The following is a 16,069-nucleotide window of genomic DNA, read 5'->3' on the forward strand; positions in this document are numbered from 1 at the left end:
ATTATGAATACAAATAGTAAAGAATTACTTACTGAAACTCCATTTAAAATTATGCTTAAACTATCAGTTCCAGCAATAATAGGTATGATGGTTATAGGTTTATATCCATTGATGGACGGAATATTTGCTGGCCAACTTTTAGGACAAGATGCAATGACTGCTATTGGTGTTTCAATGCCGTTCACATATTTTAATACTGGGGTCGCTACATTAATAGGAGTGGGGTCGTCATCTATATTATCTCGTGCAATTGGAGAAAATAATAAAGATACTTTTAAGAAAATAATGAACAACTTATTATTTTGGGTGTTAATATTATCATTAATAATTACTATATTAGGCTTTATTTTTTCTAAGAAATTACTTAGTCTTATAGGAGCTGAAGGAATAATACTAGATTTAGCAAATAGATATTTAACTATTATTTTTACAGGTTCTCTATTTGTAAACTTTGCCCAGTCTGCTAATATGCTTCTACGTGGTGAAGGTCTCATGAAAAAAGCCATGGTTATAATGACGTTAGGCGCTGGAATTAATATTATTCTAGATCCTTTATTAATGATAGCTATGAGAAATATTGACAGAGGTATTGAAGGTGCTGCAATAGCGACTGTTTTAGCTCAAATTGTTCAAGCATTTGTTACATATTACTACTTTAAATATAAAAGCAAGACTATAAAAATAGAAAAAATTAAAAAAGAAATAACTATAAGCAAAGAGGTTTTTGCTGTTGGTGTATCAGCTATGCTTATGCAAGTTTTAACCATTATTCAACAAAGTATTCTTTATAGTCAAGCATTTAGGTATGGAGGAGATGAAGCTGGGTCAATTATGGCAGCAACTCTAAGAATTATGGCATTTTCATTCATACCACTTTGGGGCATGAGTCAAGGATTACAACCAGCTATTGGAACTAATTTTGGCGCAAAAGAATATATTCGTGTTAAACATATTTTTAAAATTTTCCTCCTATCCTCTATTCTTTTAGCCGCTATTTTTTGGATACCAGCTATGCTATTTACAGAAAACTTATTAAGTTTATTTGGCCTATCAAATACAAGTTTAATAAATGGTATTTTATACTTTAGAATTTTTTATAGTGTATTTTTAGGATATGGTATTATGATTATGACACTAACTTTCTTTCAAGCAATCGGAGACGCCAAATCTGCAGGTAATCTTGTTATAATGAGACAAATAGTTATCTTTGTTCCTGCAATGATTATACTCCCTATGTTTTTAGGGCTAAATGCTATTTGGGTAACTCCTCCAATAATAGATATCTTTATCATAGTTATCAGCATATTCCTTTACATTAAAACAATTAAGAAATTTAAATAGAAAGAAATCCTACAACTACAGTTGTAGGATTTCTTTCTATTATTTTTTACTAAGTAATTCTATAATTTTTTCAAATGTTCTAGCATTCCTTATAGTAATAGATTTATAAAAACTCTCTTTCATAAGTAATTTATGATATGAAGTTGATAAATAGTTTTTTTCATTGCATTTACCCCAAAAGACAGCTCTTTTTCCAAAGTGAACCATTTCATCATTTAATGGCATCATCTTTATTCGCTCTTTCATTACAGAATAGTCGACTTTATCACTATAAAAAAGGACATCTCTTCTAAAAAGTTCCTCTGACCACCATTCAGGTAAATTAGAAATCTCGTCCAAATATTCTTCTTGTGTCAGTATTACTTTATTTATAGAAAAAGGGAAAGTCTCTAACATATGCGATATCTTAACCCTAACAATTTCTTTATTATCATTAGCATCGAATATTATATTCCCGCTGTTAATATATGTTATAACATTTTCGTATCCTAGTTTAGAAATCATATCCTTTAAATCACTCATTGCTACTTTATTTTTCCCACCAACATTTATTCCGCGAAGTAGAAGTACATATTTCATTTAAATCTCCTTAAAAAGAAAACTCTCTACTAAAAAATAGAGAGTCTTTTAATGTATTTTATCTTATGCTCTTGAAACATAAGTACCTTCAGAAGTATTAATTACTAATACATCTCCCTCTTTTACGAATAAAGGTACTTGTAACGTGTATCCAGTTTCTACTGTAGCTGCTTTAGTAGCACCTTGTGCAGTATCACCTTTAACACCTGGTTCTGTTTCAGTAACTTCAAGTTCTACCGTTGTTGGTAGATCGATTCCTAAAATTTCATCACCAAACATTAAGATTGAAACTTCCATATTTTCTTTTAAGAAGTTTAATTCATATTGTAGTTGTGCTTCTGGTACTTCAATTTGTTCATATGTAGCATTGTCCATAAATACATATGCTTCACCTGTAGAATATAGATAAGACATTTTTTGATTATTTATTTGCGCCTTAGCAACTTTTTCTCCAGCTCTGAAAGTTTTATCATTAACAGCTCCAGTACGCATATTTCTTAATTTAGAACGTACAAAGGCAGCTCCTTTACCAGGTTTAACGTGTTGGAATTCCATAACTTTCCAGATGTTACCATCAACTTCGATAGTCACACCAGTTTTAAAATCATTAACTGATATCATTACTTATATTTCTCCTTTAATTAATACTAATATTATTATAAATAAAAATTTTTTTAAAATCAAGATAAAACTTAATTACTTTAGATAAGAAATTAAGTTTTAGTTTACATAATATAAAATATGTAAATAATACTTATTTTTCTTTTATTGCTTCTACCATATAAATTCTATTACCTTTTTTTATAAACTTGTCCTCATACTCAGTATGAACATTGTCTTCTTCGTAGATACTATTAGTTAAATCTAGCGATAATTTATTAAATGTAAAGCCATACTTAGCATAACTCATTAAACTGTATTCAAATAATCCTTGATTATCAGTTTTTTGAACTATTTTTTTCTTATTATTTAAAATAGTCTCATACTTTTCTAAAAACGTATGAAACGTTAAACGGCGTTTTTCATGACGAGTTTTTGGCCAAGGATCTGAGAAGTTTAAATAAAGCTGCGTTACTTCTCCGTCGGCAAAGTATTCAAGAAGGTCTTCTGCATTTCCTGAAATTAATTTAAGATTTTGTCTATGTGTTTCTTCTACTTTATCAAGTAAAAAAGTTAACACTGTTGGCTGAGCTTCCATCGCAATAAAATTAATATCAGGATATCTTTCTGCTAGTGTGTGGATAAATTTTCCTTTTCCACTTCCTATTTCTAAGTGAATCGGGTTATTATTACCAAAAATTTCTTTCCATTTTCCTTTATTGTATTTTGGTTGTAAAAATACAACGGGACTATTTTCAAGACGCTCTCTAGCGTCTGCTCTATTACGAACTCTCATTAATGTTCCTTTCTATTTTAATTCTATTGTTTGTGTAAATAATTCTTTATTTTCCAGTACTTTTTCTTTCGCACCTAAAACACATTTAAAACTAGAGAATCTTCTATTTTCAAATTCTGAACACAATTTTTTCAAATCAGTAACTGTAGTATTTTTGATTTCTGATACAATTACATCGTATTTTTCATATGGACTTTCTGTTAAATACTGAGCTAGCGAATATGATGCTTGAGCACTTGGTGACATAAGAACATCCAATGTATTAAGCGCACCTATGATATATTTATTAAGCTCATTATTATCAGCGTCAAAATTAGCAATATACTCCGCAATATTATAATAAATATCTAGTGTTTCTGTGAGATTTGGATCACGATAAGACCATAATGTAAAATCACCAAAAGTACTAAATATAGCACCTGAGCCATATGCTCCATTTCTTACACGAACATTATTCCATAAGTAGTCAAGACTTAATATATGGCGTAATACTAAATGCGTTCCACTATAATGCCTAACATTATACCCTACTCCAACATATTGAACTAATGAATCAAAGTAGAAGCCTTCTGAATAATTGTCTTCTTTTAACACTATATTAAATCCATCTTGTTTATTAATATCGTTTGGTAATTTATTAATATATGATAAAATTATTTTTTTGTAATTTATATATTCTTCATTATCACCAACAAAGTTTACTAATAGTCTTGACCTATTAAAAATTAATTTTACAACTTTATACAAATTATCTTGTATATTAGTTATATTTTGCTCAAAGTTATCTAATAAACCTTCTATAAACAGATAAAAATCATACTCACTATGATAACTTGTTAGTTTACCATGTATACTGTTGTAGCTGCTAATTCTACGGGCTACAAAAGCATGTCCAGAGTTCTTGAATTTATTATCTAGCATTAGTTTAATTTCTAAAAGAACGCTATATAATGCTTCTTTATTATCGAAGTCGGCATTTAACGTCGTCTCTTCCATTATAGTAACAAGTTTTTCAGCTTTTTCTACTAAATTCTTAGCTCCTACAATGAATTTAACCTCACATTTATCACTTTTATACTTTCTAAACACATCTATATGTGAACTAAGTCCACCTAAGTTTGCAGAAATCTCTTTAACAACTTCTGCTTCTGTTTTTTCTTTTGTATTAAAGTTAAACAGTAAATATGTCAGTAATGATGCATATTGCAATTGTTTAACACTAAAATCTGTAATATCAAATAATAGTTTGGAATATGAAATTCCATTAGTTATTGTATTGAAATGCGAGTATTTAATATTATTTATAGTCTCAAAATTAGTTTTGTTAAATGGATTTTTCAACTCTACTTCACAGGCATCAACACTTTTAATTTTTTCTAAATCTTCTTTTTTATCTGTACTAGCTTGCCACTCTTGAAGTTTCTTAGTTTCTTCTAAGATTTCTTCTACTTCTTTTTCACTAAGTTTTGACTTATAACTTATTAAATCTTTTTCCTTATTTTCCTTTTCGATAGTCGGTAATAAATGAATAACAGCTTGTTTATTATTTTCCAAAATAAAATTTTTAGCTAATTTCTCAAAGTTTTTTTCATTGCAATTTTGCTGTAAAATATTAACCATACCATCTAAATCAAAGGCTTTTAATATGTTTTCTTCGTCGTACAACCAAGTACGAAGTAATCTTATTGCATAAGATACACCTTTTGGAGATGATGTTTTATTAACTTCTTCTTTTATTGAAAAATTCTTTTTGTTAATAGATGCTTGAACCTGTTCATAATCAAAGCCAGTATTAATAATATCACTTAATAACTCTTTGTATAATTTATCAAGCTCTGTTAATTTGTCATCTCTTACATACTTAAAAATAATTGAATATACTGCTTCTTTGCGGTCTTTTTGCAGATAACTATATACATCTTCACAGATATTATTATCTATAAAGTATTTTCTAAATTTTGTGTTACTGCTTCCTAATAAAATATCATCAATAATGTCAATATTTTCAATTTTAGCAAAATTACTACTATCTCCAAGTATATAGTTATAAGCAACATAAGATTTATCTTTAACATCTTCATTAAAATATGTATGTTTTACTATCTCTTTAGAAAATGTTTCTTGACGCACTAATTTATAATCACTATAATCCTTATACTCATAATTATCTAGATAACTATCAATATGTTCTAAATATTTTTCTACATCCAAATCTCCATAAAGAACAATATAGCTATTACTTGGGTGATAGTTATATTCATACGTTTCAATAAATTCTTTATGGGTTATTGATGGAATAGCTTCTGGTTTTCCACCAGATGAATATTTATATGGTGTCTCACCAAGTAGATGTTCCGATATATATTGATCAAGAACTTCATCAACAGAAGAATAAACACCCTTCATCTCATTATATACAACACCTTTATAAATAAGCTCGTCATCTTTATTTTCTAAATGATAATGCCAACCTTCTTGAGCAAGAATATTCTTATTTTCAACAAGTTTAGGATTAAAAACGGCATCTAAATAAATATCCATTAAAATTTCTAAGTCTTTCTCATTTTTAGATGATACTGGATACATGGTTCTATCAGGAAATGTCATTGCATTTAAAAACGTATTAAAAGAACCTTTAAGTAATTCTACAAAAGGTTCTTTCACTGGATATTTCGCTGAACCACATAAAACAGAATGTTCTAAAATATGAAAAATACCATTGTCATTATACGGAATAGTTTTAAAACTTATGCTAAAACTTTTATTAATATCATCATTCTTAAAGAATACTAGACGTGCTTTTGTTTTAACATGCTCATATAAATAAGCAGTTGTATTTATATTTTTTAGATATTTTGTTTCTTTTAGTTCAAATGTCATATTTAATTTAGTAGTAGATTACATTTTTAGTAATGTAAGCACATCATAACCATTTAGTTTATCTTTTCCATTTAGACCATCTAATTCGATTAAAAATGCGATACCTACTACAATTCCTCCTAGTTGTTCTACTAATTTAATAGTTGCTTCAATAGTTCCACCAGTCGCAAGTAAATCATCTGTGATTAAAACACGTTGACCTGGTTTGATTGCATCTTTATGCATTGTTAAAGTATTACTACCATACTCCAAATCATATTGATAACTAATTACTTCACGAGGTAGTTTATTTGGTTTTCTTACCGGTACAAAACCTATTCCTAGCGAGTATGATACAGGACATCCGATAATAAATCCACGTGCTTCTGGACCAACAACTACATCAACTTGTTTTTCTCGAGCATAGTTAACAATTTGATCAGTTGCATATTTATAAGCTTCCCCATCAGCCATTAATGTAGTTATATCTTTGAAACTAATTCCTTCTTTTGGCCAATCTGGTACAATTGAAATATATTTTTCTAAATTCATTTATTTTCTAATCTCCTAAAAGTTTTCTTAACTCATATATTATACTATAATTCATTAGAATAAGCAATTTTTACAGCATTTTATTTTCCTTGAAAATATTATTATTTCAGCTAAAAAGTCTTTATTCGATTAGCAAAAATAACATTATCTATTTTATAACTTTACAGATAATAAGATTTTAACTCACTTTTAAATAAACAGAGTATATTAAATAGATATATTAAATAATTTGTTATATAATTAAATTATAATAAATAATTAATCAGCGTAAATTAAGCAGACTTTTACTAATATAGTTTAGAAATGAAAGGAATTACTATGAAGAAGTTTTTTGAAAGCAAATTTTTATCATGTCTATTATTTATAGTTTACACAAGTATTTTGACATGGATAATAATTGCAAAAATGGATTGGTCACTAATAAAAACCATAAATACTAATTGGCTAGAAAACCCTAGATTACTGCTTCATCCAGGCACAACATGGCAAACTATTAATCTCACTCCGTATGCTTATTTTGACTACATGGAAGTTCTATTAAATATTGCATTCTTTATCCCTCTAGGTATATTTATATATTTATTAAGAAATAAAAATAGTATACTTTTAACTACTTTTTTAGCCTTTCTTCTTAGTTTAGTATATGAACTTACTCAATACATCTTTGTTATAGGTTTCCCTGATATAACTGATATTATAGATAATACACTGGGAGGAACAGTTGGATCTATACTTATAGGAATCATAAGTTTAATTTTTAGAAGTAAAACTAGATTATATATGAATATAATTTTATTCTGGTGTTCAATATATATCTTATATAAAATTTATTATTTAAGTTAGGAGAATAAAATGAAAAATTTTAATTTAACAAATGATTTTAATAAAATATTAGAAAATAATAAAATTGTGATTTTTCAATATGGAAGTATCACCTGCGCACCATGTCATTCACTAAAATATAAACTCACTGAGTGGCAAAAAGAAAATTCTAATATCGAAGTTTATTATATACCTATTGAAGATAATATAGAACTCGCTGCTCAAAATGGGATTTTATCTGCCCCTACTATCGAAGTTTATATCGAAGGAAAGCTATTCATTCAACGAAGCGGATATTTCAGTTTAGATGAAATATTAAATAAAGTAGAAAAATATAAATCCATTCTTTACTAAACAGCTTTGTCTCTTATGATGTTAAACAAACGTCTAAATAAGTAAAAAACACTCCTCGTTATCATGTAAGGAGTGTTTTTCCGTTCAATAATTTCTTGTTATGAAAATACTTTATTAATATTCTCTATACTTTCTTTTAGGAAAATTCTCTCCATTTCGAAAATATTTTCCATTCTAACAAAACTTGAAGATTTTTTTAAGTCTACAATTTCATAATCAGGATTTAAAATAATTGTATTATTTTCAACCGTAACTAAATTTAACTCTTGAAAAATTTGTATCATTATTTTAAGACTATCAACATTGGTAACCAACACTTTTAATATAGAATCCAAATGTTGAGATATATTTATTTGTTTGTTGGATGAGTTTATAAGAAGGTTAAATAGCTTTATTAATCTATTTTTATCTATTTTATAAATATCAGACATTACTTTGCTTTCTGAACAAACTAGGTATATTTTTTTAGGTTTTAACTCCAATAATTCTTCTACTTGTTCTCGATTTTGTGGTATATCTAATAAATAAATGTTTTTAAATGTCTCATCTATATCTGCTAAATCTTTGTAACTATAAAAATTATTCTCTTTATTTACTAAGTGCTTAGAAAGTTTTAAGCAATTATTTGGAATATTATCTATATTAAAGTTTATTTCACGTAAGTCTTCGAATAAAAATTCTTTAATTTCCATATCAATAATATGTGCTTGTAACTTTGTACGACCGTTAAAACTGTTTTTATCTAAAGTACAGAGTAAATCAATAATATCATTCTTTTCTATAGAATTGAAAGCTGAATTCTCTTTAAAACTTATACATTCTAAACTTCCAACTTCATCTGCAATAGTTAATCTCATATACTGTTTCTCTGCTCCAAAATATGCTTTATCTAAAATCTTAGCATTCTCTAATAAAATTGTTGGCTTCTCAAAGTCCATACCATAAGGCTTCAATGCATCTAACGAATTTAAAAATTGATAACTCATTTCTTCTAATGAAGTTACTATATCAATAGTTTTTGTTGATTTTAACTCGTTTGTATTTTTATATTCTGCAAAATCTTTATTAAGTTCTTCTTCAATTGTTTCAAAATTATTTTCTTCAAAAGAAAAACCGGCAGCTAATGTATGTCCACCATAAGCAATAAATTTATCTCCAATTTTGTTTATGGCAGTATAAATATTAAAATCAAAAATACTTCTCGCAGACCCTTTTAAGATGCCATCTTTATTAGTCATAATAAGAACCGGTCTTTGATATCTTTCCACAATATTAGAGGCAACTATACCCAAAACGCCCTCATGATAATCTCCATAAATCATAATAACATCTTTATTTCTCTTATCACTATTTTCTATTTTTGAAATAATATCCTTCACTATATCTTCTGTAACAGATTTTCTCTGAATATTGTACTCTTCTATTTTTTCCGCAAGAATTTTTGCATTGTAAGCATCTTCTGCCATTAAAAAAGATAGACCCAACTTAGCGCTACTCATACGTCCGATAGAATTCAGCTTAGGTGCAATATAAAAACCAATAGTTTGTTCATCAACTTTTGAAGTAATACCTGATAATTCTAGTAACATTTTTATCCCGATGCGAGGATCTTCATTAATTAATTCTAATCCTTGTTTAACAAAGATTCTATTCTCATCAGTTAGTGATACCATATCTGCAATTGTTCCTATTGCAACTAAATCCAAAAGAAAATCCGGGAAAATTTCTAATAAAGCATGAGCAAGTTTAAATGCAACTCCTACTCCAGCAAGTTTCCCAAATGGATAATTACCATCTGGATGCTCTGGATGAATAACTGCATAAGCGCTAGGGATAACATCTTGAATTTTGTGATGATCAGTAATAATAACATCACAACCAAGCTCGTTTGCGAGGTTTACTTCTTCCACACCTGCAATACCATTATCAACTGTAATAATTAATGTAATACCAGATTCAATAATTTTTGTAAATGCCTCTTTATTAGGACCATATCCTTCATAAAATCTATTAGGAATATATGATGAAACATTAGCACCAAGTGATATCAATGTTTCCACTAATAATACTGTTGAGGTGATTCCATCAGCATCATAGTCCCCATATACAAGAATCTTCTCTTCATTTTCTATCGCATCGTTGATTCGATCAACTGCACGTTTCATGTCGTGCATTAAAAACGGATCATATCCTTCTTCGTAATCATCAGAAAAAAACTTTTTCACTTCACTTATATCATGAATTCCCCTAGAATCAAGAATTTTGGCAATATTTTTTGAAATATTGTACTCCTCAAGCTGCATTAGAAAGTCTTCATTATTTTTAGGATAGAGCCATTTATACTTAATCCCCATTATTTCACCACCTGTCTATTCCTCTGAATCATCCTCTAATTTTTCTTTTGTAAATAATAATTTTTCAGTTCGTTCATATTTTTTTGCAAGAGATTTATAACGTTGATACCAGTAAAAACTAGCAGCAATTCCCCCCATAAAAAAGCAAATAAAGAATAACAATGTTAAAGGTAATTTTAAAGTAAAGAATATAAATGATACCGGCACAGAGTTATAATTCATAATAAAAAATGTAACAACAGATACAAATGCTATTACAATCCCAAATACTTTATATGGTAATTTATTATCCATTTATTGTACCTCCTTCATTATATCTATAAATTCATCTTCACTTAACACTTGAATACCTAGTTGTTCTGCTTTAGCAAGTTTTGATCCCGCTTTTTCTCCAGCAATTACATAATCTGTCTTTGAAGTAACACTACCTGTTACCTTAGCACCAAAACGTTCTAAATATTCTTTGGCTTCATTACGAGTAAGTTCAACTAATTTACCAGTAAGAACTATTGTCTTCCCTGAAAATATATTGTCAGTATTTTTATTTTGTATATCATATTGTGGATTCATACCAATTTCAATTAACTCATTAATAAATCTAAGATTATTAGCATTTGATAAGTAATCTACTATTGATTCCGCTGTGATTAACCCTATATCAGGTAATTCTAATAATTCATCAACTGTTGCTTTAGAAAAGTTAGTTAAATTTTTATAATATTCCGCAAGAATTTTACCTGCTTTTTTACCTACATTTAAAATACCTAACGCAAAAATAACTTTATCCAGTGAACTTTGCTTTGAATTCTCTATTGCATTTAAAAGATTATCTACCGATTTATCTCCCATACGTTCTAATTCGACAAGTTTATTACGATCTAAAGAAAATAAATCTATAGTATGTTTTATAATTCCTTTTTCATACAATGTTGCTACTACTTTATCGCCCAAACCTTCAATATTTAATGCTTCTCGTGATGCAAAGTGAATAATTTTTCTAATATTTTGTTCTGGGCAATCCAGATTTAAACATCTTGTAAATGGATCGCCTTCTTTTGTAAAAGTTTTACTTTTACAAGACGGACATATATTTGGCATAACATATTTTTCGCTATTAGCAAGACGTAATTCTTCCACTACTCGAACTACTTTCGGAATAATTTCTCCTGCTTTTTTTACCACAACCATATCTCCTATATGAATATCTAATTCATCTATAATATCCTTATTATGCAGAGAAGCTTTAGATACAGTTGATCCAGAAATATTAATAGGATTTAAGACTGCTACCGGTGTTATTATTCCTGTTCTTCCCACACTTAGTTCGATATCCAGTAATTTTGTCGCAAGTTCTTCTTCTGGAAACTTATACGCTGTTGCCCAACGCGGACTTTTTTGCGTACTTCCAATCTCTTCTTGTAATGAATAAGAATTTACTTTTATAACAATCCCATCAATTTCATATGGCAAGTCTTGTTTATGCTCCTCCCAATACATAATATAATCTACTACTTCATCAATAGTTTTACACAACTTAAAATTAGGGTTAACTGGTAGACCTAAATCAGCTGCTACTGTCAATGCCATTTTTTGTGAGTTAATATTTTCATCACCAACAACAGAATAAATAAATGCCGATAATCTTCTTTTAGCCGTTATTTTAGAATCTAATTGTCTAAGCGATCCTGCTGCAGCATTACGTGGATTAGCAAATAAAACTTCATTGTTTTCTTCACGTTCTTTATTAAGAAGTTCAAATGACTTTTTAGGGAGATATACTTCTCCTCGAACTTCAAATGATTTTTTAGTTTTAAGAGTTTTTGGAATAGAAAATATAGTCTTAATATTTTCTGTAACATTCTCTCCAACCATACCATCTCCACGTGTAGCGGCACTCACCAATTTACCATTTTCATAATTAATTGAAATTGCCAATCCATCTATCTTCAATTCACAAATATACTCTATACTGTCATCTGAAGACAACTTACTTATCCTACTATCAAAGTCTCTTAAGTCTTCTATCGAAAAAGTATTTGATAAACTCAACATAGGAACTTTATGTATAACTTTTTCAAATTCATCTAGTACTCTATCTCCCACTCTTTGTGTTGGAGAATTGTCTAGAATGAATTCTGGATATTCTTGTTCTAATTTTTCTAGTTGTTTGTATAATGTATCATACTCAGTATCGCTAATTTGTGGATTGTCTTCTACATAATAGTCATACGAATACTTATTTAACAGTGCAACTAGTTTAAAAATTTCCTCTTTTATGTGCTCCACTTCAGATTATTCCTTTCTCGTAAGATTTGCATATTCTATAAGTAGTATTTTCGGTCCAACTTTTTCAAAGTCTACCTTAACACTATCTTTCTCAATACTTAAAACTTTACCTTCACCAAATTTTTTATGAACTACTATATCCCCAACTACATAATTCGTTCTAACATCAGTTTTAGGCTTATCTGCAATTTTTATTTTCGGACTAAGTCTACTTATAAATTTTGTGACACTTTCTAATTGAGACTCTCCGCTATCATTTTCAGTTGCACCGAATCCAGACTCAAAGTGCATAAGTTTATTCGGAACTTCGTCTAAAAAACGAGAGCGTTTATTATTTTTAATAGAACCAAATTGCATACGACGATTAGCATATGACATAAATAATTTTTCTTTTGCTCGTGTAATTGCAACATACGCTAGACGACGCTCCTCTTCCATTTTATTGCGTTCATCCTCACTGCTTTCTGCATCACGAATAGATGGGAACAAGTTTTCTTCTAATCCCATAATAAAGACAACTCTATATTCAAGACCTTTTGCTGCGTGTACTGTAGAAAGAACTACAGAATCATCTTCATTTTCATCATCAGCATCAGATGTTAATGACATTTCTGAAATAAAATCTATTAAATTGTCATTCATACTTGAAAATTGTTTTGCAGAAGATACTAATTCTGAGATATTTTCAATTCTACTTTCTGCATACGCATCTGCTGATTCTTTTAACATACTTTCATAACCAGAATCTTTATAAATACCAACAATTAAATCTTCAATAGAATATTGTTCAGTTTGAGAATATTTCTCTATTAATTGTGTTAATAAATGGATATTTGTTGTAATTTTTTTAGAAACACCAATCATATCAATATTTTTAAGTGCCTCAAACAGACTTAACCCATATTGTTCTGCATAATTATCTATCTTAGCCATTGAACTCGCTCCAATTCCACGTTTTGGAACATTTATAATTCTTCTTAAGCTAAATTCATCATTTTTATTTACAATGACATTCATATAAGCTAATAAATCACGAATTTCTTGACGCTGTAAGAACTTCAAAGAACCTATTAATTTATAAGGTATCCCAAAAGCCATACATGAATTTTCCATTGAACGTGATAAATAGTTAGCACGATATAAAATGGCAATATCTTTATAATCGACACCCTGAGCTTTTAAATCTAAAACTTTCTTAGCAATATCATCAGTTTCATCTTTATCGTTTGTGGCAGCATATACTGTAATTTTGTCCCCACCCTTATTTTCGGACCATAATGCTTTATCTTTTCTATCAGTATTATTTTTAATAACAGCATTAGCAGCATCTAATATTGTAGAATTAGAGCGATAATTTTGGTCTAAAAAAATAACTTCTACATCTTCATAATCTTTTTCGAAATTAATAATATTGTCGCTACAAGCTCCACGCCAGCTATAAATACTCTGATCATCATCACCAACAACGCAGATATTCTTATGAACTTCTGATAACATTTTTATAAGTTTATATTGAATAACGTTAGTGTCTTGATATTCGTCAACATGAATGTATTCAAATTTATTTTGATAAATAGCCAGTACTTCTGGATGTTTTTCAAAAAGAACTATAGTTTTTAACATCAAATCATCAAAGTCAAGAACACTATTTTTTTTCAAATACTTTTGATAATATTCATATATTTCAGCCACATTCTTCATAAATCCGAATCTTGCTTGTGCTTTCATTTCATTAACACTTATCATACTATTTTTTGAATTAGATATAATTTTTAAAATATTATTTGGTTGATAAGAATCCTCTGATAAATTAAGTTCTTTGACAATATTTTTAATAATTGTTTTTTGCTCACTTGTATCTAATATTGTAAAGTTTTTATTATAACCTAACAAATCTATATGTTGACGTAAAATTCTTACACACATAGAGTGAAATGTATTTATCCAAATATATTTAGAAGTTTCTCCTACAAGACTATAAATTCTTTCTTTCATTTCTTTGGCAGCTTTATTTGTAAAAGTAATTGCAAGGATATTACTTTCTAAAACATTCTTTTCTGCTATCAAATATGCAATTCTATTAGTTAAGACGCGTGTTTTTCCACTACCAGCACCCGCTATTACCATAACTGCTCCTTGAGTTTTTAAAATAGCTTTTAGCTGATTTTCATTCATATTTTGTACTAATTCCACTATATTTCTCCTAGTTTCGATATACTCTTATTTTAACATATTTTCAAAACAAAAACTCAGATTAAATCTGAGTTTTTACTTTTTTATATTCTAAATCACTATAAGAAAATTGCAATCGCTGATATAAAACCACTTGCTAAAATTGCAAAAATCATAATCCACAATACAATTTTAAAAATTCTCTTATTCATCTTCTAACTATTCTACCTCACCTAAAGTTTCTATTCCTAAATCTAATTCATTTATATCATGATTAATATTTTCATCAGCAGTATCCGATTTATTAGACTTATTCATAATTTTTTCACGGACAAGATGATAGATTTCGTTATACAATTCTTCGTTTTCTTCAAATACTTTTTTTATGTTTTCACGACCTTGCCCTAATCTCTCTCCATTGTAAGAGAACCAGGAACCCGATTTATTAATAATGTCTAAATCTACAGCAAAATCAAGCGTTTCTCCGATTTTAGAAATACCTTCACCAAACATAATATCTACTTCAGCAATCTTAAATGGAGGCGCCACTTTATTTTTAACTATTTTAATCTTAGTTCTATTACCAAGTATCTCACTGTCAGCGCCTTTAATCGCTTCTCCCTTACGTACATCGATACGTACTGTAGAATAGAATTTCAATGCACGTCCTCCAGTTGTTACTTCAGGGCTTCCAAACATAACACCAACTTTTTCACGTAGCTGGTTGATAAATAATGCTATAGTATTAGCTTTATTTATTTGTCCTGTTAACTTACGTAGTGCTTGAGACATAAGTCTTGCTTGAAGACCTATATGATTAGCTCCCATTACACCGTCTATTTCCGCTTTTGGTACTAATGCTGCTACAGAGTCAATTACAATAATATCAATTGCGCCTGATAAAATTAATTTTTCTGCAATATCTAGCGCTTGCTCACCACTATCTGGTTGTGATAAGAAAAATTTACCTGGTGTAAAATCTACCCCAAGGGCTTTTGCATATTCAATATCCAGAGCATTTTCGGCATCGATAAATGCTGCAATTCCCCCTGTCTTTTGCACTTCTGCTATAGCATGTAAGGCAATAGTTGTTTTCCCTGATGACTCCGGTCCATATACTTCTACTATACGACCTTTTGGATATCCTCCAATACCTAGCGCTGAATCTATAGCTAATGATCCTGAAGATACAGCTTCAACTTTAATTGGATTTTCAGATGAAATATCCATTATTGCACCTTTTCCGTACTCTTTCTCAATTACTTTTATAGCTTCATTAATGGCTGCTTGACGTGCTTTTATATCATCTTTTTCTATATGTGTAACGAATTTATCTTTTGCTTTTTTAGCCATG

14 protein-coding genes are annotated in these 16,069 nt (G+C 28.9%); 3 read left to right on the forward strand and 11 right to left on the reverse strand.

Features of this window, described 5'->3' with window-relative positions:
- The first annotated feature begins 3 nt into the window (after positions 1-3).
- Entirely contained in the window at positions 4-1,341 is a 1,338-nt protein-coding gene (locus tag O3802_RS00100; RefSeq protein ID WP_276686210.1) for an MATE family efflux transporter, read from the forward strand.
- 39 nt (positions 1,342-1,380) lie between these two features.
- Here O3802_RS00100 and O3802_RS00105 read toward each other — a convergent pair whose 3' ends face one another.
- From O3802_RS00105 to O3802_RS00125, 5 genes are all read right to left on the reverse strand, one after another.
- Positions 1,381-1,920 carry a DUF1697 domain-containing protein gene (locus tag O3802_RS00105; protein WP_276767127.1) on the reverse strand — a complete coding sequence of 180 codons (540 nt, stop codon included), beginning with the start codon at positions 1,918-1,920 and terminating at the stop codon, positions 1,381-1,383.
- A 63-nt stretch (positions 1,921-1,983) separates the two neighbouring features.
- Positions 1,984-2,541, reverse strand: a complete 558-nt coding sequence (gene efp, locus O3802_RS00110) for an elongation factor P (protein ID WP_004631989.1) — start codon at positions 2,539-2,541, stop codon at positions 1,984-1,986.
- 133 nt (positions 2,542-2,674) lie between these two features.
- Positions 2,675-3,316, reverse strand: coding sequence for a tRNA (guanosine(46)-N7)-methyltransferase TrmB (gene trmB, locus O3802_RS00115; protein WP_111743145.1), 642 nt, complete (start codon positions 3,314-3,316; stop codon positions 2,675-2,677).
- Between the two features lie 12 nt (positions 3,317-3,328).
- A complete protein-coding gene (locus O3802_RS00120; RefSeq protein WP_371457779.1) occupies positions 3,329-6,196 on the reverse strand; it encodes an insulinase family protein in 2,868 nt (955 codons plus the stop codon).
- 18 nt (positions 6,197-6,214) lie between these two features.
- Entirely contained in the window at positions 6,215-6,727 is a 513-nt protein-coding gene (locus tag O3802_RS00125; protein ID WP_276767121.1) for an adenine phosphoribosyltransferase, read from the reverse strand.
- 303 nt (positions 6,728-7,030) lie between these two features.
- Here O3802_RS00125 and O3802_RS00130 point away from each other — a divergent pair, with 303 nt between their 5' ends.
- Both O3802_RS00130 and O3802_RS00135 read left to right on the forward strand, forming a co-directional pair.
- Entirely contained in the window at positions 7,031-7,570 is a 540-nt protein-coding gene (locus O3802_RS00130) for a VanZ family protein (protein WP_371457780.1), read from the forward strand.
- 9 nt (positions 7,571-7,579) lie between these two features.
- The gene (locus tag O3802_RS00135) at positions 7,580-7,903 is read left to right on the forward strand and encodes a thioredoxin family protein (protein ID WP_281665641.1); all 324 of its coding nucleotides are present in this window, start codon (positions 7,580-7,582) and stop codon (positions 7,901-7,903) included.
- Between the two features lie 98 nt (positions 7,904-8,001).
- Here the strand turns inward: O3802_RS00135 and recJ are convergent, their stop codons facing one another.
- The 6 genes from recJ to recA form a co-directional block, all read right to left on the reverse strand.
- The gene (recJ, locus tag O3802_RS00140; protein WP_371457781.1) at positions 8,002-10,257 is read right to left on the reverse strand and encodes a single-stranded-DNA-specific exonuclease RecJ; all 2,256 of its coding nucleotides are present in this window, start codon (positions 10,255-10,257) and stop codon (positions 8,002-8,004) included.
- A gap of 15 nt (positions 10,258-10,272) precedes the next feature.
- A complete protein-coding gene (locus O3802_RS00145; protein ID WP_004631977.1) occupies positions 10,273-10,551 on the reverse strand; it encodes a LapA family protein in 279 nt (92 codons plus the stop codon).
- On the reverse strand, positions 10,552-12,543 hold the full coding sequence (gene ligA / locus O3802_RS00150) for an NAD-dependent DNA ligase LigA (protein WP_371457782.1): 1,992 nt from the start codon (positions 12,541-12,543) through the stop codon (positions 10,552-10,554).
- A gap of 6 nt (positions 12,544-12,549) precedes the next feature.
- On the reverse strand, positions 12,550-14,736 hold the full coding sequence (locus tag O3802_RS00155; RefSeq protein ID WP_371457783.1) for an ATP-dependent helicase: 2,187 nt from the start codon (positions 14,734-14,736) through the stop codon (positions 12,550-12,552).
- A gap of 98 nt (positions 14,737-14,834) precedes the next feature.
- On the reverse strand, positions 14,835-14,927 hold the full coding sequence (locus O3802_RS07665; protein WP_111743153.1) for a DUF4044 domain-containing protein: 93 nt from the start codon (positions 14,925-14,927) through the stop codon (positions 14,835-14,837).
- A 7-nt stretch (positions 14,928-14,934) separates the two neighbouring features.
- Positions 14,935-16,068 carry a recombinase RecA gene (gene recA, locus O3802_RS00160; RefSeq protein WP_111743154.1) on the reverse strand — a complete coding sequence of 378 codons (1,134 nt, stop codon included), beginning with the start codon at positions 16,066-16,068 and terminating at the stop codon, positions 14,935-14,937.
- Position 16,069: the final 1 nt, after the last annotated feature.

The organism is Gemella sp. 27098_8_92, assembly GCF_041433685.1.
Lineage (GTDB): Bacteria > Bacillota > Bacilli > Staphylococcales > Gemellaceae > Gemella.